Annotated in this window: 19 protein-coding genes; 12 read left to right on the top strand and 7 right to left on the bottom strand. The window is 43.6% G+C overall.

Annotation, left to right across the window (positions count from 1 at the left end; translation table 11 throughout):
• The first annotated feature begins 18 nt into the window (after window positions 1–18).
• Together BLR76_RS06255 and BLR76_RS06250 are read left to right on the top strand one after the other, a co-directional pair.
• Entirely contained in the window at window positions 19–444 is a 426-nt protein-coding gene (locus BLR76_RS06255) for a LytR/AlgR family response regulator transcription factor (protein WP_091266882.1), read from the top strand.
• 133 nt (window positions 445–577) lie between these two features.
• Window positions 578–2062, top strand: a complete 1485-nt coding sequence (locus BLR76_RS06250; RefSeq protein WP_091266879.1) for a carbon starvation CstA family protein — start codon at window positions 578–580, stop codon at window positions 2060–2062.
• Window positions 2063–2130: 68 nt separating this feature from the next.
• Here the strand turns inward: BLR76_RS06250 and BLR76_RS06245 are convergent, their stop codons facing one another.
• A complete protein-coding gene (locus BLR76_RS06245; protein ID WP_091266876.1) occupies window positions 2131–3750 on the bottom strand; it encodes a glutathione ABC transporter substrate-binding protein in 1620 nt (539 codons plus the stop codon).
• Between the two features lie 397 nt (window positions 3751–4147).
• Here BLR76_RS06245 and BLR76_RS06240 point away from each other — a divergent pair, with 397 nt between their 5' ends.
• The 3 genes from BLR76_RS06240 to BLR76_RS12360 all read left to right on the top strand — a co-directional run bounded on the left by BLR76_RS06240 (window position 4148) and on the right by BLR76_RS12360 (window position 7815).
• Window positions 4148–5050, top strand: coding sequence for an ABC transporter permease (locus tag BLR76_RS06240; protein ID WP_091266872.1), 903 nt, complete (start codon window positions 4148–4150; stop codon window positions 5048–5050).
• Window positions 5051–5066: 16 nt separating this feature from the next.
• On the top strand, window positions 5067–6005 hold the full coding sequence (locus tag BLR76_RS06235; protein ID WP_091266870.1) for an ABC transporter permease: 939 nt from the start codon (window positions 5067–5069) through the stop codon (window positions 6003–6005).
• A gap of 82 nt (window positions 6006–6087) precedes the next feature.
• Entirely contained in the window at window positions 6088–7815 is a 1728-nt protein-coding gene (locus BLR76_RS12360) for an ABC transporter ATP-binding protein (protein WP_091266867.1), read from the top strand.
• Window positions 7816–7867: 52 nt separating this feature from the next.
• Here the strand turns inward: BLR76_RS12360 and BLR76_RS06225 are convergent, their stop codons facing one another.
• Entirely contained in the window at window positions 7868–8641 is a 774-nt protein-coding gene (locus tag BLR76_RS06225; RefSeq protein WP_091266866.1) for a helix-turn-helix transcriptional regulator, read from the bottom strand.
• 315 nt (window positions 8642–8956) lie between these two features.
• Here BLR76_RS06225 and BLR76_RS06220 point away from each other — a divergent pair, with 315 nt between their 5' ends.
• Both BLR76_RS06220 and BLR76_RS06215 read left to right on the top strand, forming a co-directional pair.
• Window positions 8957–9496, top strand: a complete 540-nt coding sequence (locus tag BLR76_RS06220) for a P-loop NTPase family protein (RefSeq protein ID WP_091266865.1) — start codon at window positions 8957–8959, stop codon at window positions 9494–9496.
• Between the two features lie 161 nt (window positions 9497–9657).
• Window positions 9658–12030 (top strand): phosphoketolase family protein, encoded by a 2373-nt coding sequence (locus tag BLR76_RS06215; RefSeq protein WP_091266862.1) that lies wholly within the window; start codon window positions 9658–9660, stop codon window positions 12028–12030.
• Window positions 12031–12114: 84 nt separating this feature from the next.
• On the opposite strand, the gene BLR76_RS06210 is transcribed toward BLR76_RS06215, so the two are convergent.
• A complete protein-coding gene (locus BLR76_RS06210) occupies window positions 12115–12459 on the bottom strand; it encodes a DUF898 family protein (RefSeq protein ID WP_091266860.1) in 345 nt (114 codons plus the stop codon).
• Between the two features lie 117 nt (window positions 12460–12576).
• Between BLR76_RS06210 and BLR76_RS06205 the strand changes: the two genes are divergently transcribed.
• Window positions 12577–12945 carry a LytR/AlgR family response regulator transcription factor gene (locus tag BLR76_RS06205; protein ID WP_218121410.1) on the top strand — a complete coding sequence of 123 codons (369 nt, stop codon included), beginning with the start codon at window positions 12577–12579 and terminating at the stop codon, window positions 12943–12945.
• A 118-nt stretch (window positions 12946–13063) separates the two neighbouring features.
• On the top strand, window positions 13064–13669 hold the full coding sequence (locus BLR76_RS06200) for an SOS response-associated peptidase (protein WP_091266858.1): 606 nt from the start codon (window positions 13064–13066) through the stop codon (window positions 13667–13669).
• 258 nt (window positions 13670–13927) lie between these two features.
• Here the strand turns inward: BLR76_RS06200 and BLR76_RS06195 are convergent, their stop codons facing one another.
• Window positions 13928–14344 (bottom strand): VOC family protein, encoded by a 417-nt coding sequence (locus BLR76_RS06195; protein WP_091266857.1) that lies wholly within the window; start codon window positions 14342–14344, stop codon window positions 13928–13930.
• 244 nt (window positions 14345–14588) lie between these two features.
• On the opposite strand from BLR76_RS06195, the gene BLR76_RS06190 reads away from it, so the two are divergent.
• The 3 genes from BLR76_RS06190 (at window position 14589) to cysK (ending at window position 17330) form a co-directional block, all read left to right on the top strand.
• The gene (locus BLR76_RS06190) at window positions 14589–15587 is read left to right on the top strand and encodes a ribose-phosphate diphosphokinase (protein WP_091266855.1); all 999 of its coding nucleotides are present in this window, start codon (window positions 14589–14591) and stop codon (window positions 15585–15587) included.
• A gap of 249 nt (window positions 15588–15836) precedes the next feature.
• Window positions 15837–16256 carry an Hsp20/alpha crystallin family protein gene (locus BLR76_RS06185; RefSeq protein WP_091266852.1) on the top strand — a complete coding sequence of 140 codons (420 nt, stop codon included), beginning with the start codon at window positions 15837–15839 and terminating at the stop codon, window positions 16254–16256.
• Between the two features lie 138 nt (window positions 16257–16394).
• Window positions 16395–17330: a cysteine synthase A gene (gene cysK / locus BLR76_RS06180; protein WP_091266849.1), complete on the top strand. Its 936-nt coding sequence runs from the start codon at window positions 16395–16397 to the stop codon at window positions 17328–17330.
• Window positions 17331–17436: 106 nt separating this feature from the next.
• Here cysK and BLR76_RS06175 read toward each other — a convergent pair whose 3' ends face one another.
• The 3 genes from BLR76_RS06175 to BLR76_RS06160 form a co-directional block, all read right to left on the bottom strand.
• Entirely contained in the window at window positions 17437–18135 is a 699-nt protein-coding gene (locus BLR76_RS06175; RefSeq protein ID WP_091266846.1) for a PspA/IM30 family protein, read from the bottom strand.
• 30 nt (window positions 18136–18165) lie between these two features.
• Window positions 18166–19236, bottom strand: a complete 1071-nt coding sequence (locus BLR76_RS06170; RefSeq protein ID WP_218121409.1) for a hypothetical protein — start codon at window positions 19234–19236, stop codon at window positions 18166–18168.
• Between the two features lie 304 nt (window positions 19237–19540).
• Window positions 19541–21169 carry an ABC-F family ATP-binding cassette domain-containing protein gene (locus BLR76_RS06160; RefSeq protein ID WP_091266844.1) on the bottom strand — a complete coding sequence of 543 codons (1629 nt, stop codon included), beginning with the start codon at window positions 21167–21169 and terminating at the stop codon, window positions 19541–19543.
• Between the last annotated feature and the right edge of the window lie 562 nt (window positions 21170–21731).

The raw sequence follows: 21731 nt of genomic DNA, 5'->3' as shown, positions 1-21731 counted from the left end.
AATGCCAGAGATTATATATTGAAGCCATTCGAAGAGAAGCGAGTAAGAGCATCGTTAGATAAGGCAATAAGAGAAAGTGAATCATCATCAGCAAAAGAGCAAATAAGCAAGCCGGTATCGGATGCCGTCCCTGTCCAAACAGAGGACAAGATTTATATGGTGAAAATGTCTTCGCTCGTCATGGTAGAAGCGATGCAAGGGAAAGTGATTGTTCACGAAGATAATAATCAGCATGAAAGTAAAGGGACTTTACAGTTTTGGGAAGAAAAGTTACCAGAAGAGACATTTATGCGTGTGCATCGATCTTACATTATTAATCTGGATAAAATACAGGCTATAGAACCGTGGTTCAACAATACTTACCAAGTTACGCTTGAAACTGGTATTAAAGTACCTGTCAGCCGATCCTATATTCAAGTTTTCCGTGAAAAGGTAAATATCTGATGTCACTCATCTGCTGATTATTGCATTTCATCTCAGCAAACAGGTAGTTCACCAAAAAATAAACCATGAAGGCTTTTCTTCCAGTAAACTAAGCTTATAAAAATAACGCTTTCAAAAACTGGAGGAAAATAAAATGATAACGCTTATAGGTGGGATAGCAGTCCTCATTCTTGGGTATTTTACTTACGGAAGATTTATTGAAAAAAACTTTACTATCGAACCAGATCGGCCAACTCCCGCAGAAACGCTTAGAGATGGTTATGACTTCGTTCCTATGCCGAAATGGAAGAATGCAATCATTCAGTTGTTGAACATTGCAGGGACTGGACCCATTTTCGGCCCAATAATGGGAGCGCTCTATGGTCCTGTTGCATACGTATGGATTATCTTTGGAGCGATCTTTGCGGGAGCCGTTCATGACTACATGGTAGGAATGATTTCTCTTCGGAATAACGGTGCTCACTTGCCGGAACTGGCGAGTAAATATCTTGGAAAGCCAGTCAAACACGTGGTCAATATCTTTACGATGCTCCTTTTACTGTTAGTAGGAACAGTATTTGTAACGTCACCTGCGAGTCTTATATTAAACTTTACGCCAAGCTGGATAACGATCGGTATGATTACAGGCATGATTTTTATATACTATATTGTTTCTACTGTATTGCCTATTGATAAAGCTCTAGGTAAGGTGTATCCGATTTTTGGAGCCATATTGATTATCAGTACCATCGCTATTGGAACGAGCTTACTAGCTGGAGGGCACAGTATTCCGAATCTTTCCCCAGCGACTTTATCCAACTGGCACCCGGAAGGTACGCCGGTATTTCCAATTCTGTTCTTTACGATATCTTGTGGAGCGATATCAGGATTTCATGCGACGCAATCACCAATGGTTTCTCGAACGAGCACAAATGAACGAGAAGGACGCTTTACCTTCTACGGTATGATGATTGGGGAAGGCATAATTGCCATGATCTGGGCTGCAGCAGCGATGTCTCTCTTTGACGGGCAGACATTAAGCCAGATGATTGCCAGCGGCACACCTAGTGTAGTCGTCAACCAGGTCTCTATTCTATTATTAGGGAATATTGTTGGGACGGTAGCTATCTTTGGAGTCATTGTGCTTCCGCTGTCGTCTGGATTATCTGCATTCAGAAGTCTACGTACGATTCTGGCAGATTACTTGCACATCAAGCAGGATACATTGAAGAAAATCTTAATGCTGACGATTCCTTTGTATGTCATTTCTTTCGGACTAACACAAATCGACTTTAATCTGTTGTGGAGATATTTCAATTGGGCAAATCAAGTCACTGCAGTTATTGCTCTGCTAGTATCTACCCGTTATCTGTATCTTAAGGACAAAAACTATCTTGTCACACTTATCCCAGCAACTTTTATGTTGTACGCAGTATTTGTCTATATCGTGAGCCAGCCAATTGGTCTGGGACTCGAACTGGGGTTACCAACTTATACGTTGTCGCTCATAGGAACAGGATTATTGCTAACTTTATTCTGGTCTTCAGGAAAGAAACAGAAAACTGGACTATCTTCAGATTCATCACTATTAAATGATCACAGATCGTTATCTCGTCGTGTCAGTGGCGCAGTTAAATAAAGAAACCACAAAAAAACGGCAGGAGTCATGTTTATGACTTCTGCCGTTTTGTGTTGGTATTGATCTAATTACTGATTAAGTGACACATCTCTCAGCATCAAGATACCTGTTGGATGCTGCCATAGTCCCTCTACATCATCACTTACAGCCAGAAGGAATTCCGGGTGGTGGATGGGAATCATAGGCGCTTCATCTACAAGAATTTCTTGAGCTCTGCTGTAAAGGTCAAGACGTTCGTCTTCGTCAGAGCTTTGGCGTGCTTCTTCAAGTACTGAATCTAGTTCATCAGTAGCGAAGAATGTACGGTTACCCGCTACACCGAAGTTGTCAGAGTGGAACAGTGGATACAGACCGTAGTCTGCATCACCAGTTACTGTTGACCATCCTAGGATGAACATGTCGTGTTCGCCGGCAGCTGTATCTTCAAGATACGCACCCCATTCAACAATCTCGATTTCAACGTCGATGCCGATTTCTGCAAGTTGTGCTTGTACTGCTGTAGCCGTATCAATACGATCCTGGTTGTCATTTGTCCAAATGGTAGTGGAGAAGCCATCTTCGTAACCTGCTTCAGCAAGCAGTTCACGTGCTTCTTCAACATTGTACTCAAGACCAGATATATTTTCGTCATGCCCAAAGACACCTGGAGCTAACGGGCTCTCTGCAGGAATCCCTACACCATCGTAGATTCCGTTAATGATCGTATCTTTATCAATGGCTTTAGAAATAGCCTGACGTACCAATGGATCATCGAATGGCTCTTTTTGAGCATTGAATCCGATGTATGATAGACTAACAGATGGTTGACTGATGACAGACATGCCGTCAGTACCTTCTACACGACTAACATCAGACGGGCTGAGTGGGTCTGAGATGTGGATCGCACCTGTTTCAAGGTCAGCTAGACGAGTGGATCCCTCAGGAACGACTCGGAAAGTGATGGAATCAAGTGCTGGTGCATCACCCCAGTAATCGTCGTTTCTGTTAAGAACAATTTCGTCACCTGGAGTCCAACTTTCGAATACAAATGGTCCGGTACCGACAGGGTTTTCATTGATGACACTTCCTGGTTCAGAGCCGTTCTCAATTGCTTCGTAGTCTTCTGCGATGACTTCTGCTGATATCATTCCTCCACCATTGTGAGCAATATGTGCTGGAAGTGGGGAGAATGGATACTCGGTCACAAACTCGACAGTATAATCATCGACAACATTAATTTCCTCTACCATTTCGTACAAGAACGCACGAGGAGAAGCAATATCCTCATCAAGAATACGTTCGAAGTTGGCTTGAACAACATCAGCGTTGAATTCAGAACCATCATGGAAGGTAACATCTTCACGTAGTGTGAACTGCCATGTTAAGTCATCGACCCTTTCCCATTCTGTTGCTAATCCAGGTTGAAGCTCCATATTCTCATCTTGAATCAGTAGCGCTTCGTAAATATTGTAAGCAACGTTACTTGAAGGAGTATCATTTGAACCATGTGGGTCAAGAGAAACAGCATCAGATAGTTGACCAATAACTAAATCTCCACCCTGAGCACCTTCAGTATCAGTCCCAGTTTCTTCTCCGGGATCAGTTCCACCGTCGATCGGATCACTATCATCTGTACCACAAGCAGCAAGTAAAAGCGCTGCAGCAGTTAATGAAGTGAAGAATAACGATCGCTTATTCATTTTTCTCATTATTAATGCACTCTCCTTTTATCGTGTAACATTTGTAAAGTAAAATATAAGTTATACTATATCGAAGAACTATTTAAAAGTCAAGTTATTTATTAATATTTTAGAATGTCTTTCTAACCTTATTTTAATTTAAAGGGCAGATCCACCCTAACTTCCATTAGAGAATAAGAAAAAGAATTAAGTTAAGATTACACAAAATATAATTACACTAATACTTTGATGGGCATTTACTAATCTATTGACTCAAATTATGTTGCAAAAAAGGGAGTGATATGTAAAAATAGATAAATATGATTGTTTTATAATTTCGAAAGTCGTCATTCTTTATTCACTTTTCATGCTGTTAATGAATAAAGAATCGCGTCTTTTATACGTAGAATAGAAAGGAACAAGTATTATGCAGGAAGAAGTAAATTTAAACACCGGAAGTCCAAGTGGGCAGGAGCCCGTTAATCACAATATTGTAAGGTTTCAGGATTTCTGGAAGAAGTTTTACCGTAACAAATCAGCACTTATTGGAGGAACGCTGATCATATTGCTTATTTTAACTGCTTTAATAGGTCCGTATTTAACACCATACGGCCCTAACGCTCAAAACTATGACGCCCGACTTGTTGGTCCTTCCTTGGAGCACTGGTTCGGAACAGACCATCACGGGAGAGATATCTTCAGCCGAATTATACACGGTATGAGTATCACATTGCGAGTAGGATTTTCATCTGTTCTGATTGGGATGACTATTGGAGTAGCGTTTGGAGTTGTCTCCGGTTACTTTGGGGGCTGGGTCGATACTATAATCATGCGATTTATGGATATTCTATTAGCCTTTCCGGGAATCCTTCTGGCGCTTGCTATTGTCAGTGTCTTAGGTGGTGGAATGAATAACGTTATTATATCTGTAGCGATTTTCTCAATTCCCGTGTTTGCCCGTATTTCGAGAGGGTCTACATTGGAAGTTCGAGAGCTGGAATATATCGAGGCTGTAAAAGCTTTAGGTGCAAGTGATTTTAGAATTATCGTTTTGCATGTCCTTCCTAATATACTTTCACCAATTATTGTTCAGGCAACACTTAATATCGCAACATCTGTCTTGACTGCTAGTGGCCTATCCTTCTTAGGAATGGGCGCACAACCGCCGACACCTGAATGGGGTGCAATGTTAAGTGATGGACGTAACTACATGTGGGATGCGCCACATGTATCTACAATTCCAGGACTGGCTATCGTAGTTGTTGTCTTGGCTTTCAACATTTTTGGCGATGGACTTAGAGACGCGCTGGATCCGAAATCGAAAAACTAGAAAAGAGGGAATTATTGTGTTGAAATTTTTAGGTAGACGACTGATACAGACCATCCCCGTATTGATTGGTGTGACTGTGTTGACGTTCAGTATGATGCTTCTGATACCCGGTGACCCGGCTCAGATTATGGCGGGGGAGAGTGCATCTCCTGCACAGCTTGAAGCAGCGAGAGAACGACTGGGTTTAAATGATCCCGTTCCAGTCCAGTACTATAATTATGTAAGTGGCGTCGTTAGAGGGGATTTAGGCAACTCGATTCGTAGTGGACGAGCTGTATCTACTGAAGTCTTCGGAAGAATGGCTCCAACGGTAGAGCTGGCATTTTATAGTACATTATTATCGGTATTTATCGGGCTGACTGCAGGGGTCGTGTCAGCTGTCCGGCGGTATACATTTATCGACTCCGCACTCATGTTCGGGGCACTTTTTGGTTTATCCATGCCTAATTTCTGGTTAGGACTCATGCTCATACAATGGCTGGTCATTGGGACAGGCTGGTTCCAAGGCTTTGGCTGGTTCCAAGCTTCAGGTTGGGGTACCCCTCAGCAGATGATTCTACCTGTCATAACTTTAGGGACGGCCGGCTCAGCTATTATTGCAAGAATGACGCGTTCAAGTATGCTTGAGGTTATTGAACAGGATTACATTCAAACGGCACGCGCAAAAGGAGTCAGTGAGAAAAAAGTTATTTACAAGCATGCCTTGCGTAACGCAATGGTACCCGTAGTGACAGTCGTCGGCCTGCAATTTGGTTCTCTTCTTGGTGGGGCGGTTATTACAGAAACAGTATTTGCAATCAATGGGTTGGGACGACTGATCATTAACTCGATTCGAGCTAGAGATTTTCCGGTTGTTCAAGGAGGAGTATTGGTCTTTGCCTTCCTGTTTGTTTTTGTCAATATTATGGTCGATGTCATCTATCGATTGCTCAATAAACGAATTGACCTGAACTAAGAGTAAACGAGAGAGTAATAATAGGCAGGCTTAGAGCTTGTCTTCATGAGTATAGATTGTGTATTCGAGAGGATGAATGAAAGTGCAAGATAAATTACTTCACGTAGAAAATTTGAACATATCGTTTTCTACAGGGGACACCCTTCTGGAAGTGGTATCCGATGTATCCTTTGACATCGACCACGGTCAGACAATTGGGATCGTTGGCGAATCCGGGAGTGGGAAAAGTGTTTCTGCTCGAGCTATTATGCAGCTTCTAGGAAATAATGCAGTGGTCGGATCAGAAAGTATCATTACCTTTAATGGAGAAGATATATTAAGTAAATCAGAAAAAGAAATGAGAAAAATACGTGGAAATGACATCGGCATGATTTTCCAGGACCCGATGACTTCACTGAACCCTACAATGAAAGTAGGAAAGCAGATTTCCGAAACGATTCGTATTCATGAAAATGCATCGAAAAAAGAGGCAGCTGCTAGAGCGAAGGAAATTATGCGTCTAGTAGGGATCCCGAATGTTGACGAACGATTTGATCAGTATCCCTTTGAATTTTCAGGGGGAATGAGACAGCGGATCATCATTGCCATTGCATTGGCATGTAGCCCGAAACTGCTGATTGCGGATGAACCAACGACGGCTTTGGATGTAACGATTCAGGCTCAGATTCTGGACCTGATTAAAGATATTCAAGAAAAAACCGGAACGTCCATACTGCTAATCACACACGACTTCGGTGTAGTAGCCAATATGTGTGAGAAAATCGTTGTCATGAATCAGGGACGAGTAGTTGAAAGTGGAACGACTAGTGAAATATTTACGTCTCCTAAAGAAGAGTATACAAAGAAACTTCTGGCGTCTATTCCTAACCTGCATGAGGAAAAATCACCTGAATCAAAAGAGAAGCTGGTTCAAATATACTCCGGCACGCGTGAAAAATTGTTGGAAGTCAATAAACTGGCTAAGCATTTTCCTATAGGGAGAAAGAATACTTTAAAAGCTGTTGATAGCATTTCGTTTGATATCTATAAAGGTGAAACTCTTGGTCTGGTAGGTGAATCCGGATCAGGGAAATCGACGACCGGTCGTACACTCCTTCGTCTTCATGAAGCAACAAGTGGTGAAACAATTTTTGAAGGCAGTGATTTAAATACCTTTAAGAAAAAACAGATGAAAGAAATGAGAAAGAAAGTCCAGTTTGTTTTCCAAGACCCATACTCTTCACTCAATCCACGTAAAACAGTAGAGGATATTATTGGAGAAGCGTTGGATATTCATAAACTGGCAGCGAATAAGAAACTGCGTAGAGAACGTGTTGAAGAGTTGCTGACTTTAGTCGGTCTGGACACATCCTTTGCAAAGCGTTTCCCTCATGAATTCTCAGGGGGGCAGCGTCAACGTATCGGAATCGCAAGAGCACTTGCTGTCGAACCAGAATTCATTGTGCTGGATGAACCGTTATCTGCTTTGGATGCATCCGTCCAGTTGACAATAGTGGATCTTCTGGAAGAGCTGCAGCGCAAACTGAATCTGACTTATCTGTTTATTGCTCACGATCTGGCGACAGTCAAAAAGCTGTCTGACCGGGTAGCTGTGATGTATAAAGGTCAAATTGTCGAGCTGACTGATTCAGAAGAACTGTTTACAAATCCGATGCATAATTACACAAGAAAGTTGCTGTCTGCTATACCGGTGCCTGATCCGCACTATACGGCCACGGATGCATCATTTGCACATGATGATTCGGTAGAAATATCTCTAGAAGGCCAGACATTACAAGAAGTGAAAGCAAATCACTGGGTTATGCAGTAATTTTAAAAACATGCACTCTATTAGACATAATTGCTAATAGAGTGCATGTTTTTTATGAACCATCGTTTGTTTCATTTTCTTCTGTCAGCCACTCATCGATAGAGGATAAGTCATCAATAGTCGATTCGTCCAGCACTCTATGATACTCAATGCCATCTTCATTTCTTATTATGGTACTGCTTAAACGAGTGAACTCGATACGTAAGCCTTGTGCAGAGACGATGTATGTCTCTTCCTCAACATCAACTTCCAAATTTCTGTAAGTATTTAGTCCATCTTCAAGTCCTCTAGCAACCCATGCTTCTTCGAAGTCTGCTCGTTCTTCGTCTGATATGTTGGGATTTGATATTCTAGGGTCGTATATATTCAGTATTCCGACTCTATTGTTATCGAATGAGATGAAAGACTGGTCAAGTTCTCGGGTAGGATCGTAGTGAACTTCCCACGTCGACTTATATATGTCGCTAGGACTCAGGCCGTACTCATTTGTTTGTGTTGCCTGATGCTGTTGAAGACCCAGATAGACTAGGAAAATAGTTGCCGCTGACAGCAGAAAACTAAGTACGATATTAATATATTTTCTACGCTCACTCTTCTTAACTTTCTCCGTGATGTGATCCACTAAACGGGAATCTTCTTTGACAAGGTCATCCAAAGGTATATCATATATGTCACTCAATGTGACTAGGATCGTCAGATCCGGAAAGGTACGACCGACCTCCCAGCTCGAAATAGTCTGACGAGAGACGTGAAGGGTATCTGCCAGCTCCTTTTGAGTTAATCCTGCATCAAGTCTTTTTTCTTTGAGTTTATCTCCTAGTTTCATTTATCTGCCTCCTTTAATGGCTTAATTTAATTGTATAATTAGCAAAGGGATAAATCCAGCTACAGGATGTGGAAGGGACGAAAAAGCTTGTCATATCAGGCGCTACAGTTTGTAGCAGTAGTCTAAAGATCAAATTATAGTCCCGGAAGAGTGTAATCAGCTATGGAGTGATGGCCCTTTAACTGGTAGGATAGTAGTATTTATTGACCCATGAGAACTTACCGATAAAAAGATGATAAGATTGAAGTAATGCAAAAATAACAAATGATGGGATATGTTAGGTCCCATTTTTATCGTGGAATAAGGGAGGACGTTATGAAACGCGTAACCATTGTAGGCCCATCGGGATCGGGCAAGTCAACTTTAGCTAGGCAAGCAGGAAGTCTGTTTCATCTGCCTGTTTTTCATATGGATCAGCTCTTCTTTGATCCAGGGTGGGTTGAAAAATCTAAAGAAAGATTAGCCGAATCAGTAGAGTCCATCTTGGAAGCAAACGATGAATGGGTAATCGAAGGGAATTACAGCGGAACATTGAAGTCTAGACTGGCTCAGAGTACTCACGTGATTATTTTAGATTACCCGAGGTATCTATATGTTTATCGCGTGTTGAAACGTGTGCTTACTTCCTATGGGAAAGTAAGAGAAGATATGGCTCCAGGCTGCCCTGAACGAATCGATCTTGCTTTTCTGAAGTATGTCTGGAATTTTAAAACCAGACGGAGAGAAAAACTCTTACAGACAGTACAGAGGCATCTACCAGAAACGTGCGAACTGATCGTTTTTAAAAAAACAGCCGAGTGCGAGTATTATTTGAAAACAATTCTGGAAAAAGAGAGTAGTAATTATATAGGATAAAACATCATTAAGGGCTTGGTCGTTCATAAAGTAAAGACTTTAAAATTTAACGCGTACGACTCCTAATGGCTATTCTTGGTAGGATAAATAAGGTTATGCTACAGTAAACTAAAGTAGATTGAACGTAAAATCTTACAGAATCAGGAAAGGAGCCTTTTTTAATGAGTGAAGTCAATTACTCTTCTGAAGATTATCTGAATAAAGTGGATGCCTGGTGGCGGGCGGCGAATTATCTGTCGATCGGACAGATTTATCTGAAAGACAACCCCCTGCTTAAGCGTCCGTTGAAAAAAGAGGACATTAAAATCAATCCAATCGGGCATTGGGGGACCGTTCCAGGACAGAATTTTGTTTATGCCCACTTGAACAGAGTCATCAATAAGTACGATCTGAACATGTTCTTCATTGAAGGACCAGGTCATGGCGGTCAAGTCATGGTGTCAAATGCCTATTTAGATGGGAGTTACTCGGAAGTCTATCCAGATATAACGACAGATGAAGAGGGTATGGCAAAACTGTTTCAGCAGTTCTCTTTCCCGGGAGGAATCGGCTCTCATGCGGCTCCAGAAACACCTGGATCCATTCACGAAGGTGGGGAGCTGGGTTACGCTCTGTCTCATGCGACAGGTGCGGTACTGGATCATCCTGATCTGATTGCGGCAGTCACTATTGGTGACGGAGAAGCTGAAACTGGTGCATTGGCTACCTCCTGGTTTTCAAATGTGTTCATCAATCCCGTAACTGACGGTGCAGTCCTGCCTGTCCTGCATTTGAATGACTACAAAATTGCAAATCCGACGATTCTTTCGCGCAAGTCGGATGAAGAACTGACGAAATACTTTGAAGGTCTCGGCTGGACTCCTTTATTTGTCGAAGGAGACGATCCCGACAGCATGCATCCGAAAATGGCTGACACATTGGATCAGGCGATCGAACAGATTCAGTCTATTCAAGCAAACGCGCGTCAAAAGTCGGCAGAAGATACTGAGATGCCGCACTGGCCGGTAGTTATTCTCCGCAGTCCAAAAGGATGGACGGGACCTGAAGAATGGGACGGGGAGCCGGTTGAAGGGACATTCCGATCGCATCAGGTGCCGATCCCTGCAGAGCAAGGCAGCATGGAATACAGTGAAGCATTAACTGACTGGATGACCGCTTACCGACCAGAAGAGCTCTTTGACGAAGTGGGCAAATTGATCGAAGAGTTGAAAGCTATCGCACCAAAAGGAAACAAACGGATGGGAGCCAATCCTGTAACCAATGGAGGCATCGATCCCAAACCACTGAAGCTTCCTGACTGGCACAGACACGCACTTGAACTATCTACGCCTGGAGCTGAAAAGGAAAAGGATATGATGGTGTTCGGTCGATTTGCCCGTGACATTATTGATTTAAATCCAGATAATTTCCGGATCATCAGTACCGATGAACTGAAGTCCAATCGGCTGAATGAAGTCCTGGAGACGACAGATCGCCAATGGATGGAAGATATCGATGAACCGGAAGATGAAGCGCAGTCAAGTACCGGACGTGTGATCGACTCACAGTTGTCCGAGCACCAGGCTGAAGGCTGGATGGAAGGTTATGTCCTGACAGGCCGCCATGGGTTCTTTGTCAGTTATGAAGGCTTTCTGCGCATTGTCGATTCGATGCTGACGCAGCATTTTAAATGGATACGAAAAGCTGACGAACAGAAGTGGCGTCGTAAGTATCCGTCACTGAACATCATTGCGTCTTCATCAGTTTTCCAGCAGGATCATAATGGGTATACGCACCAGGATCCTGGCATCAGCACGCATTTGGCCGACAAGAAGCGTGACTACATCAGAGCGTATTTCCCGGCTGATGCCAATTCACTGATGGCTGTCATGAATAAAGTTCTGACCTCGACACAGAAAGTGAATCTCATCGTATCAAGCAAGCATCCGCGTCCGCAATTCTATTCAGCGGAAGAAGCAGAGGAGCTGATCGACAAAGGACTTAAAGTGATCGACTGGGCAAGCGTCAATGACTCTGATAACCCGGATATCGTCATCGCCGCGGCCGGAACAGAACCGAATCTGGAGGCCTTGGCCGCGATATCGATCCTTCACAAAGCCTATCCTGATTTGAGTGTTAGATTCATCAACGTGGTGGACCTGTTAAAACTGGCCAGCCAGAAAAAGGATTCACGTGGCTTGAGTGATGAAGCCTTTAATAAGCTGTTTACTAAGGATAAACCTGTTCTCTTCGCTTTCCATGGGTATGAAGGGTTAATAAGAGACTTGTTTTTCGATAGAGAAAACAGACAGCTGATTACTCATGGCTACCGGGAAAATGGGGACGTGACGACGCCATTCGATATGCGAGTAGTCAATGAACTCGACCGTTTCCATCTGGCGAAAGACGCTGCCCACGCAGTATACGGTAAACAGGCTGCAGAATTTGAAAACGAGATGGACCGGCTGCTGGACAAGCACCATCATTACATTCGTGAACACGGCGATGATATGCCTGAAGTGATCGAATGGAAATGGGAGCCTTTGGATAAATAGTAATGTGAAAACTCGTCTACATTTAAAAAATATAAGCCCACGATTTCAGAGGATAAACTGAAGATTGTGGGCTTTATGTATGGATTAACTGATAAAATGCGTGTGCTTGGCTTTCCAGTCTTCCAGTTTAATGCGAACCCAGAAGCCGTAAATGCCGAGTGTGATGATGGTCAGTGCCCACCACTTGATCCAGTTCCCGAACAGTCCGGCTGCTGACCCTGAAAAGTGCAGACGACGGCCGTCTATAACTGTGTGGTTGATCCGCCATCCAAAGAGTCTACATAAACTCCAAGGATATAAGAGACCAAAAGATAAAACTGTAGCGATCAGGCCGAGAAGTGACCAGCCAATCAGCTGAAACAGCCCGCCATCAAAAAATGACTGCCGTCCATTTCTCTGTTCAAGTGCAGAACGTGTGCTTGTTTCCATTTGAAACCCTCCTATAGTTTGTTACTATAAATTATAACCTATTGTAGACAAAATCACTTGCTGTTTTTATATTTTGTTATTAATTCACATTGTCTAGATTATCTAGTGCAGTTGAATTTGCTTCAGAAAATGCTGAATGAATATGGAAATGAACACGGTGTATCTCTGTCCTTTGAAACCTTTGCATCGGCAGAAGCTTTTTTGTTTCACTTTGAAGAAGACAAAGCTTTCGACTTGCTGGTACTGGATATTGAAATGGGAGACATGAATGGGATGGAGCTGGCTAGACAGCTTCGGAAGCAGAATCATGACATCAAGCTTCTATTTGTAACTGGCTATACCGATTACATAGGTCAGGGATATGAAGTCAGTGCTATGGACTATATATTAAAACCTGTAAAAAAGGAGAAACTGTTCGCAGTCATTGACCGTTTTAGGAAGGCACTTCCCGATAAGAAAACCTATCTCTTCTACATTTATAATTAATCAGTCAATATGCTCAGTAAAAAGCCTTTCTGGCCGGTCCAGGCAGCTATTTCTGATAGAATAGAAAGAGATACATAAATCAAACTGCCAGCGAATAAGGTCTAAAGGAGGGACTTCCATGTGCGGAAGATATGGACTGACGGTCTCAAAAGAAGAATTGATTGAAAGGTACCACCTCGATCAGGATGCCTATACGTTAGGGGACTATTCGTTTGAGGAAAAGGAAGAGATTTTTCCGACAACCAGCAACATTATCTTGCTGGCGAATAAGAAACTTTATCCGATCAAATGGGGATTTACTCCTGGATTTGCAAAACGGCCGCTGATCAATGCCCGTTCAGAAAGTATACTGGAGAAGAAAACCTTTAAAGAGCCGTTTATCAGTAAACGGTGCCTCGTGCCGGCGAGTTACTTTTTTGAGTGGCAGTCAGTAGAAGGCCAGAAGAAAAAAGACAAGAAGCGGATCGCTGTTAGCAATCTGTCAGTCTTTTCAATGGCAGGGGTGTGTGAACGCTACGATGATGAGGATGGAAATAGTATATTGACCTATGCAATCCTTACAACTGAAGCGAATGACCAGATGAGGCCGATCCATGACCGCATGCCGGTCATTCTTGAGCCTGAACAGGAACAGCTGTATCTTGATCTGGAAGCTGATCCCGAAAAGGTACAGGACCTGCTCAAACCCATCAATAAAAAGTTAGTGATTGAGGACAGCCAGTAACAGTTGAGTTTAGAGCATCTTGAGCAGCTGAACTGTATTCTACTTGATGTATAATGTAGTATAGGCTATTTTCCCCCTCATAAACTAAACCAATCCGAAGATGGATAGAGTACAGACTAAAGTTGAACTCGTAAACTTTACTTTGAATCATTCATAATCTAGTTCAGCAGCAAGAATCGTCTTAAACTGAAACAACCTGTCAGTTTAAAAGGAAAAAAGCAGGAGCACTCCTGCTTTTTTATCTGCCTTGAAACATTCTCATTGCTCACCGGCTTTTTCAGCTTGCGTTTTCAGAGTGTCCGGTTTGTCGGTCCATTCAAGAAACTCCATGCGATGACCGAAGAAGCTGTACGTATAAAAGCGACGGGCTCCGGGCATGTTGGAGTCTTCCTCATAAGCGACGCCATGGTCGTCAAGCCGATCCATCAGACCCTGAATATTTTTGACATCAAAAGCGGGATGGCCTCTTTTTTCAGGCCGATGATCTGCATCCAGTCCGACATGGATAATGTGCCGGCCCATATCAAACCAGAGGCTGTCAAAATGGCTCAAGGACTGAGGCTTCTCGACTTCGGGACACCCAAGGACCTCTATAAAGAAGTGTCTGACCTCTTTTTCTGTCCCTAAGGGTGCGGTAATCTGAAAGTGGTCCAGACCATTGAATGAAAATGTCATCTGTCGATCGTCTCCTTTAAGTGTTTAGTCCCAGTGTAGCACATTTATCGTCAGCCTATAGATTAGAGGGTGAATACCCATTATGGGCTCTTAAATCTCCTCTCCTGAATGGGTCCTGATCGATTCTAAGGATGCAACCCAGCGACAAACGATGATATAATTTCCTTTCGCTAACGCTTGCATTTTTACATAAGTATGCTTAAATTAAGGTAAAGACGGGATCGTCGAATGAGTGGAGGCTGTCATGGATAGAGAAATCAGACAATCTAATTTGAAGCTGTTTTCAATGAATTCCAATCGTCCCTTGGCTGAAGAAATTGCTGAGGAAATTGGAATGGAGCTGGGCAAAGCGGATATTACCCGGTTCGAAGATGGAGAAATACGGATCAACATAGAAGAAAGTGTGCGTGGAGCTGATGTGTATATCCTGCAGTCCACAAATGATCCGAGCAACGACTATATTATGGAAGTCCTGATCATGATCGATGCATTGAGACGGGCTAGTGCACGGACAATCAATGTGATCATGCCTTATTACGGGTATGCCAGACAGGACAGGAAACCCGGACCGCGTGAAGCGATTACAGCTAAAGTGGTAGCGAACATGCTGACGATTGCCGGAGCGACACGTTTGATAACGGTGGACCTGCATGCACCTCAGATTCAAGGCTTTTTCGATATTCCAATGGATCATCTGTCCGCCATTGCAACGCTGGCGAACTATTTCCTTGATAGAGATTTTGGGGGAGAGGAGACCGTTGTTGTTTCACCAGATCATGCCGGAGTCTCTCGAGCGAGAGAAATGGCTGAGCTGCTTGACTCCCGGTTGGCGATTATCGACAAACGACTGGCAGATGAAGATATTGATGAAGAAATGCATGTAGTGGGTGACGTGTCAGGATGCACCTGTATCTTATTCGATGATATCATGGACACGGCACATACTGTCACAAAAGCCTGCGAGATGCTCAAGGATGCCGGTGCAAAAGATGTGTATGTCTGCGTGACACATCCTGTGTTATCTGACAACGCCATCGATCGGATCGACCGGTCGGGAATCAAAAAAGCGATCGTGACGAATACGATCGATATCAGAGAAAAAAGTAGCTGCGAACTGATTGAAGTCATCAGTATCGCTCCGATTTTAGGGGACGCGATCAGACGGATCCAGAGACACCAGTCGATCAAGCCACTTTTCGACAAGCAATATGTAGACAAACTTGAAAAGCGTCTTAATAACTGAATAGAGACGAGCATCCTCTTCCAGTCCCATTAATCAGGTCTGGAAGTTGATTTTTTGGCAGATGCCAAATATGTAGCCAGTATCTCAATGAAGCAGGTGCAAACGTCATTTGACAGTAAAAGATTAACCGAAATCTGTTGAAATCCCATATGAAATCCAGTTTATTTTGTTTGCCTTTTCAAAAGAAAAGAGTACACTATAGGTGAGGATAAGGGAAAGCATTAGTAACGAGAGAAAGGAGGGTCTGAGATGAGTGACTTATTCCCAACAAGAAGGGACTTCATGGATTTCGGCAGACGGTTTTTCGATGATGCGTTAGGACAGAACTTCGGAGACTTCGGTCAGTTCAAGACGGATATCATTGAAAAAGATGAGGCATACGTTGTAGAAGCAGAATTACCGGGCATGTCAAAAGAAAACATTGAACTGGATTATAAAGACAACGTTCTGTCAATCACTGCTAAAAAAGAAACTGAATCAGATGAACGCGATGATGAACGTCAGTATATTAGAAGAGAGCGTTCCAGTCGTTCATTCAGTCGTCAGTTTATCATTCAGGATATCGATGAAGACAACATCAGTGCACAGTTTGACAAGGGGATATTAACGATTACTTTGCCTAAGCAAAATCCGACACAGTCCAGATCTAAACGTATTGAAATCGAATAGACTTATTACATCTTCCGACCGCTGAACTCATTACAGGCGGTCGGAGATTTCTTTCTATTCTGTCTGATACCATTTTCTTGTATAATTAGCTTATACATACTAGACTGTAAACAAACTAACAATTGAGGAAGTGTAAATGTGAAAATAGCCCAATCCATTACAGAATTAATCGGTCAGACACCATTATTGAAACTGAACCGTCTGGTACCGGATGATTATGCAGATGTTTATGTAAAAATCGAGATGCGTAATGCAGGAGGTAGTGTGAAAGACCGCATTGCCTTGAACATGATTGAAGAGGCAGAGAAAGAGGGTCTTCTGAAAGAAGGCGATACGATTGTTGAAGCGACCAGTGGAAATACAGGTGTTGGTCTGGCGATGATTGCTGCGGCTAAAGGGTACAAGGCAGTGTTTGTCATGCCGGATACGTTAAGCGTGGAAAGACGTGCCCTGATGAAAGCTTATGGCGCAGAACTTGAACTGACGCCTGGCGAGGATGGCATGCCGGGAGCCATGGACAGGGCTCAGACGCTAGCCGAACAGGATAATTACTTCATGCCGTCTCAGTTTAAGAATCCGGCAAATCCTGCTGTTCATATTCAGACAACGGGTCCTGAAATCATCGAAGCACTTGAAGGCCAGACTCCTGATGCCTTTGTAGTAGGGGTCGGAACGGGCGGAACGCTCACTGGCGCAGGGAAAGTGATGAAACTGCATAACCCTGCTGCTCAAATCATTGCGGTCGAACCGCACGAATCAGCGGTATTAAGTGGAAGAGAAAAAGGGAAGCACAAAATCCAAGGGATCGGGGCAGGTTTCATTCCGGACATCCTTGAACGGGATCTGATCGACGAAATCATAACAGTGACAAGTGAAGAAGCCATTGACATGACGCGTGAAGTGGCCCGGAAAGAAGGGCTACTGGTTGGTATTTCGTCAGGTGCCAACATTGCGGCAGCTATTCGAGTGGCAAAACAGCTGGGCAAAGGGAAAACGGTCGTGACTGTCGCTCCGGATACCGGTGAACGTTATCTTTCTACTCCAGTATTCTCGATTGAAGAAGAGGGCGAGTAGGTCAAAACAGTCAATGCAGCTGACTCAAATAAGTAAACTGCCGTTTACCGGAAGGACTGTACGTCCAGATCGGTAAACGGCAGTTTTTTGTCCATTTAGTATAAAATTAGTCTTCATCTGAAGAAGACAGACCCATCTCTTTTTTCATGCGGGCAAGTTCATCTTCAACAGCTGCGGCCCCTGATTCTGATGCATATTTTTCCTCAAGGGTCGCTGCTTCGTCTTTATATTCCTTATTCAAGTCAGCCATAGCGTTGGACTCATCCAGACGGCGGCTGGCTTTTTCTTCCATCCGTTCAAATGAGCTCATAGCCCCTTTAGATTTTCCAAAAGATTCTGACGCTTTGTTCAGCTTGTCCTGAGTATCTGCAACGGACAGCTGAGCTTTTATCATAGCCCGACGCTGACGCATTTTTTCTATATCAGTGGCCAGTTTGTCATGCATCTGCCGCATCTTGGTTGCATTCTCATGTGCTTTTGCATAGGCATTAGTGAGTCCTGTGCCAATATCTTCGAGTTCCTGCTTCTTGGAAAGAAAAACTCGTGCATCACCGTCGTTGCCTGCTTCCAAGGCTTTTCTAGCAAAGTTACCATACTTGGCTACTTCAGCTTCATTATCATCCACCAGACGTTTGGCTCGTGTTTCCTCTGCCATAACACTGGCTGTATTCTGCTTCACTTCTGCCAGATCGTCCATCATCTTACGCAAGTACTGGTCGATCATTTTTTCCGGATCTTCCATACGGTCGATCAGTGCATTGACGTTCGCACTGATAATATCTGAAAAGCGGTCTAAAATTGCCATGTCTTCATCCTCCTATAGTGATGGTGCATGTTAATAATTATCCCAATCGTCATTTTCGTACTTCTTAGATAGATCTTCAGCTTCTGAACGCCCGAATGTATCGATCGGTTTGTTCAGCATGTCATCTGTCCGTTTAGCTTCTTTTTCTTTGGCATCCTGACGTGATTTCCACCATTTATATAACACGTAAATCAGAACAACGAGCCCGAAAATACTCAGAACTGGGATCCATGGAGATGTCGTGACTTCCATGATCCGATCAGCTGCATCTCTGAAGGAGTTGCTGAAATATTCTTCATCAGTCAGGTTGCCATCAGCGTAATATCTGTCTAGGTAGTCGAGCAGGATGTCTCCTGCTTCTCTATCGATCACACTTCTAGCCTGAGAACCAACGACATAATAGGTCGTGTAGTCATTAGGCCGAGGTTCAAGGAAAACCAGCAGAAGGTGGGCTTCATCTGTAAATAATTCATCATATAAGTTGTTTGCGTATGCTTCCACTTCATCCATTGAAGGTGATGTATTGCCGTCAATATCTCCAGTGATGTAGACATGAGGCTGGACACCCGTTTCATTGTAGAAATGGCGAAGTCCGTCGACCATACGGGTGTGATTCCCGATCCAGTCCAAGTTATCTGTATAGTAATCCGTTTCATTTACGGAACCTGAGGGCAAAGGCTCTCGCTCAACAGTGGACGTAGTGATACTACCTGATCCACCGTTTCCGCTTGATCCAAAGTTCCCTACTGTAGACAGTAGGCTGAACATGATGAACAGGAATATCATGACGGTGAAAATACTGCCGCAGCCCATAAATCCACAGCCACCGCCACCTCGAGGGTATCTCCTTCGCCGGCCTAAACCGCCAAACATCCAGATCGGTCCCATGCGAGGCCCGTAATGTCTGGGTCGCCTATTGTAGCCGCCGCCCCCGAAACCGCCGCCTAAGCCGCCACCGCCTCGACCACCGCCACCGAAGCTTCCGCCGCCTCTACCGGCTCCACTGCTGCGTCCGCCACCGCCTCGACCACCGCCGAAACCACCGCCACGTCCACCGCCACTGAAGCCTCCTCCGCCGCCACGGCCGCCTCCTCTTCCCATATGTATCCTTCCCTTCTTCGTGCATTATGCTATCCAAAATCTAGCACAACCGGAAACCGTTGTCAATTTTTACCATTGATACGAAGTGCCTTCTGAAGGTAGAAACTACATATGTTGAAGCACTTATTAATGGAGCATGACATATTCGTTTAAGTTGAAAAAACGGATCAGAATTTACTCAAGCTATAATTAAAAGCACCATTTAGTCAACTTCCTTTAAAGGCGGATAAAAAAAGCCGACCCAAGAGAATCAAGTCTCTTAAGTCGGCTGAATAAATTTTTTTAAACGTCAGTCAGGTCTGTCTTAGGCTTCGTATAAAGCAGCGACTTGTTTCTGAGCGTCTTTATTTTCAAGGAATTCATCATAAGTGGTTTCCGCACGGTCGACGACGCCATTTGGTGTCAGTTCGATGATGCGGTTGGCTATTGTCTGAATGAACTGGTGGTCATGTGAACCGAACAAGACAGACCCTTTGAAATCGATCAGTCCGTTGTTCAGCGACGTGATGGATTCCAGATCAAGGTGGTTTGTCGGGTCATCAAGTACCAGAACGTTCGCTTTGCTCAACATCAGCTTGGACAGCATGCAGCGGACTTTTTCTCCACCGGACAGTACGTTGACTTCTTTAAGCACTTCTTCACCGGAGAAGAGCATGCGTCCCAGGAAGCTACGCAGGAATGTGTTGTCGTTTTCCTCTTTGGAAGCATACTGACGTAGCCAGTCAAGAATAGTCATTGAGCTGTTGTTGAACTCACTTGACGAATCTTTTGGCAGGTAGGCCTGTGAAGTCGTGATCCCCCACTGGAATGATCCAGTATCAGGCTCCATTTCACCCATAATGATTTTGAATAAAGTTGTAATGGCGACATCGTTACGGCTGACAAATGCCACTTTGTCGTCACGGCCCAGATTGAAGGAGATGTTACTTAAGACTTGTTTTCCGTCAATTGTTTTAGACAGATTTTCTACACGAAGCAAGTCGTTTCCGATTTCACGCTCAGGCTTGAATCCGACAAACGGATAGCGGCGTGAAGACGGCTGAATGTCATCCAGCGTAATTTTATCCAGCATTTTTTTCCGAGAGGTTGCCTGCTTGGATTTCGATGCATTGGCACTGAATCGTGCAATAAAGGCTTCAAGTTCTTTAATTTTCTCTTCTTTTTTGCTGTTCTGATCAGCCTGCAGCTTGGCAGCCAGCTGGCTTGATTCAAGCCAGAAATCGTAGTTTCCGACGAAGAGCTTGATTTTACCGAAGTCGACATCGACCATATGCGTACAGACCTTGTTCAGGAAGTGACGGTCGTGGGAAACGACGATAACAGTATTTTCAAAATTGATCAGGAATTCTTCCAGCCAGATAATGGACTGTGTATCGAGTCCGTTTGTCGGCTCATCTAAAAGCAGGACATCGGGCTGACCGAACAGAGCTTGAGCCAGGAGGACTTTCACTTTCTGTCCAGCTGTCAGTTCGCTCATTTTCTGGCTATGCAGATTTTCAGGAATACCCAGCCCCTGCAGCAGAGTAGTGGCTTCAGGTTCAGCTTCCCACCCGTTCAGTTCAGCAAATTCGCCTTCAAGTTCAGCCACTTTAATGCCGTCTTCGTCAGAGAAGTCCGGCTTCATGTAGATGTCGTTCTTTTCCTGAATAATAGCATAGAGACGTTCGTGTCCCATGATGACGGTGTCGATGACCGTATAGTCTTCGTAATCAAAGTGATTCTGCTTCAGAACAGCCATACGCTGGTCACTTGGCATAGAAACGTCACCAGTCGATGGAGACACTTCTCCGGATAAGATTTTAAGGAATGTCGACTTACCGGCACCGTTCGCACCGATCACACCATAGCAATTGTCGTTTGTGAATTTTAAATTGACGTCTTCAAACAGTTTTCTATCTGAAAAACGCAAGCTTACATCTGTTACTGTAATCATTAAATATTTGCCTCGTTTCTTTTGTGCTCTATATTCTCAATTAGTCATTAGGTTTTATTATACTTACTTTTTAGAAAAATGCACTGGTTTAAGGAATTATTCTTTTCTTTCTGAAGAAAAAAGACAAAGCGAGTTCAAATTCTTCCTATATCTTGGACCGTGAATTATAATAAATAACATTCCAGATTTAGTTCGAATTAGTAATAATGGGTGAATCTGATAAAATAAGCAGACAGGTCGATGAATTAGACACTTTAATCTGACACATCAAAAGGTCCTGCCCCAAGTAAAATGGATAGGACCTTTTAACGTAATTTCGAAAGAAGTCTCCCACTTCTAAACGTATGGGTGCGAAGCACCAGTGAAAGTGGGAGATGAATGTCGGTCAAGCGATAGCTTGAATTTATTTTTCAAGACCTTTTCTTATTAGTTCGAGGATAGCTGCTGTTCTTGTCGTCAGTCCATTTTCTTTTTGATAGGCGTCTACTTTTTCTAAAATGATTTTTGGCATGCGTATTTCTACGCGTTCTTTGTCAGACATATGTTCACCTCCGACTTGATT

This window comes from Alkalibacterium thalassium (assembly GCF_900101165.1).
GTDB lineage: Bacteria > Bacillota > Bacilli > Lactobacillales > Carnobacteriaceae_A > Alkalibacterium > Alkalibacterium indicireducens.
The sequence above is the reverse complement of the archived record's forward strand: the minus strand, read 5'-3'. Positions and strand labels throughout refer to the sequence as shown.

Bases quoted from the DNA above. Each gene is read 5' to 3' on its own strand.
- BLR76_RS06215 (WP_091266862.1), top strand. From the start codon at position 9,658: ATGAGTGAAGTCAATTACTCTTCTGAAGATTATCTGAATAAAGTGGAT.
- BLR76_RS06170 (WP_218121409.1), bottom strand. From the start codon at position 19,236: ATGGGAAGAGGAGGCGGCCGTGGCGGCGGAGGAGGCTTCAGTGGCGGT.
- BLR76_RS06185 (WP_091266852.1), top strand. From the start codon at position 15,837: ATGAGTGACTTATTCCCAACAAGAAGGGACTTCATGGATTTCGGCAGA.
- BLR76_RS06210 (WP_091266860.1), bottom strand. From the start codon at position 12,459: ATGGAAACAAGCACACGTTCTGCACTTGAACAGAGAAATGGACGGCAG.
- BLR76_RS06200 (WP_091266858.1), top strand. From the start codon at position 13,064: ATGTGCGGAAGATATGGACTGACGGTCTCAAAAGAAGAATTGATTGAA.
- BLR76_RS06240 (WP_091266872.1), top strand. From the start codon at position 4,148: ATGCAGGAAGAAGTAAATTTAAACACCGGAAGTCCAAGTGGGCAGGAG.
- BLR76_RS06195 (WP_091266857.1), bottom strand. From the start codon at position 14,344: ATGACATTTTCATTCAATGGTCTGGACCACTTTCAGATTACCGCACCC.
- BLR76_RS06160 (WP_091266844.1), bottom strand. From the start codon at position 21,169: ATGATTACAGTAACAGATGTAAGCTTGCGTTTTTCAGATAGAAAACTG.
- BLR76_RS06175 (WP_091266846.1), bottom strand. From the start codon at position 18,135: ATGGCAATTTTAGACCGCTTTTCAGATATTATCAGTGCGAACGTCAAT.
- BLR76_RS06225 (WP_091266866.1), bottom strand. From the start codon at position 8,641: ATGAAACTAGGAGATAAACTCAAAGAAAAAAGACTTGATGCAGGATTA.
- BLR76_RS06245 (WP_091266876.1), bottom strand. From the start codon at position 3,750: ATGAGAAAAATGAATAAGCGATCGTTATTCTTCACTTCATTAACTGCT.
- BLR76_RS06220 (WP_091266865.1), top strand. From the start codon at position 8,957: ATGAAACGCGTAACCATTGTAGGCCCATCGGGATCGGGCAAGTCAACT.
- BLR76_RS06190 (WP_091266855.1), top strand. From the start codon at position 14,589: ATGGATAGAGAAATCAGACAATCTAATTTGAAGCTGTTTTCAATGAAT.
- BLR76_RS06250 (WP_091266879.1), top strand. From the start codon at position 578: ATGATAACGCTTATAGGTGGGATAGCAGTCCTCATTCTTGGGTATTTT.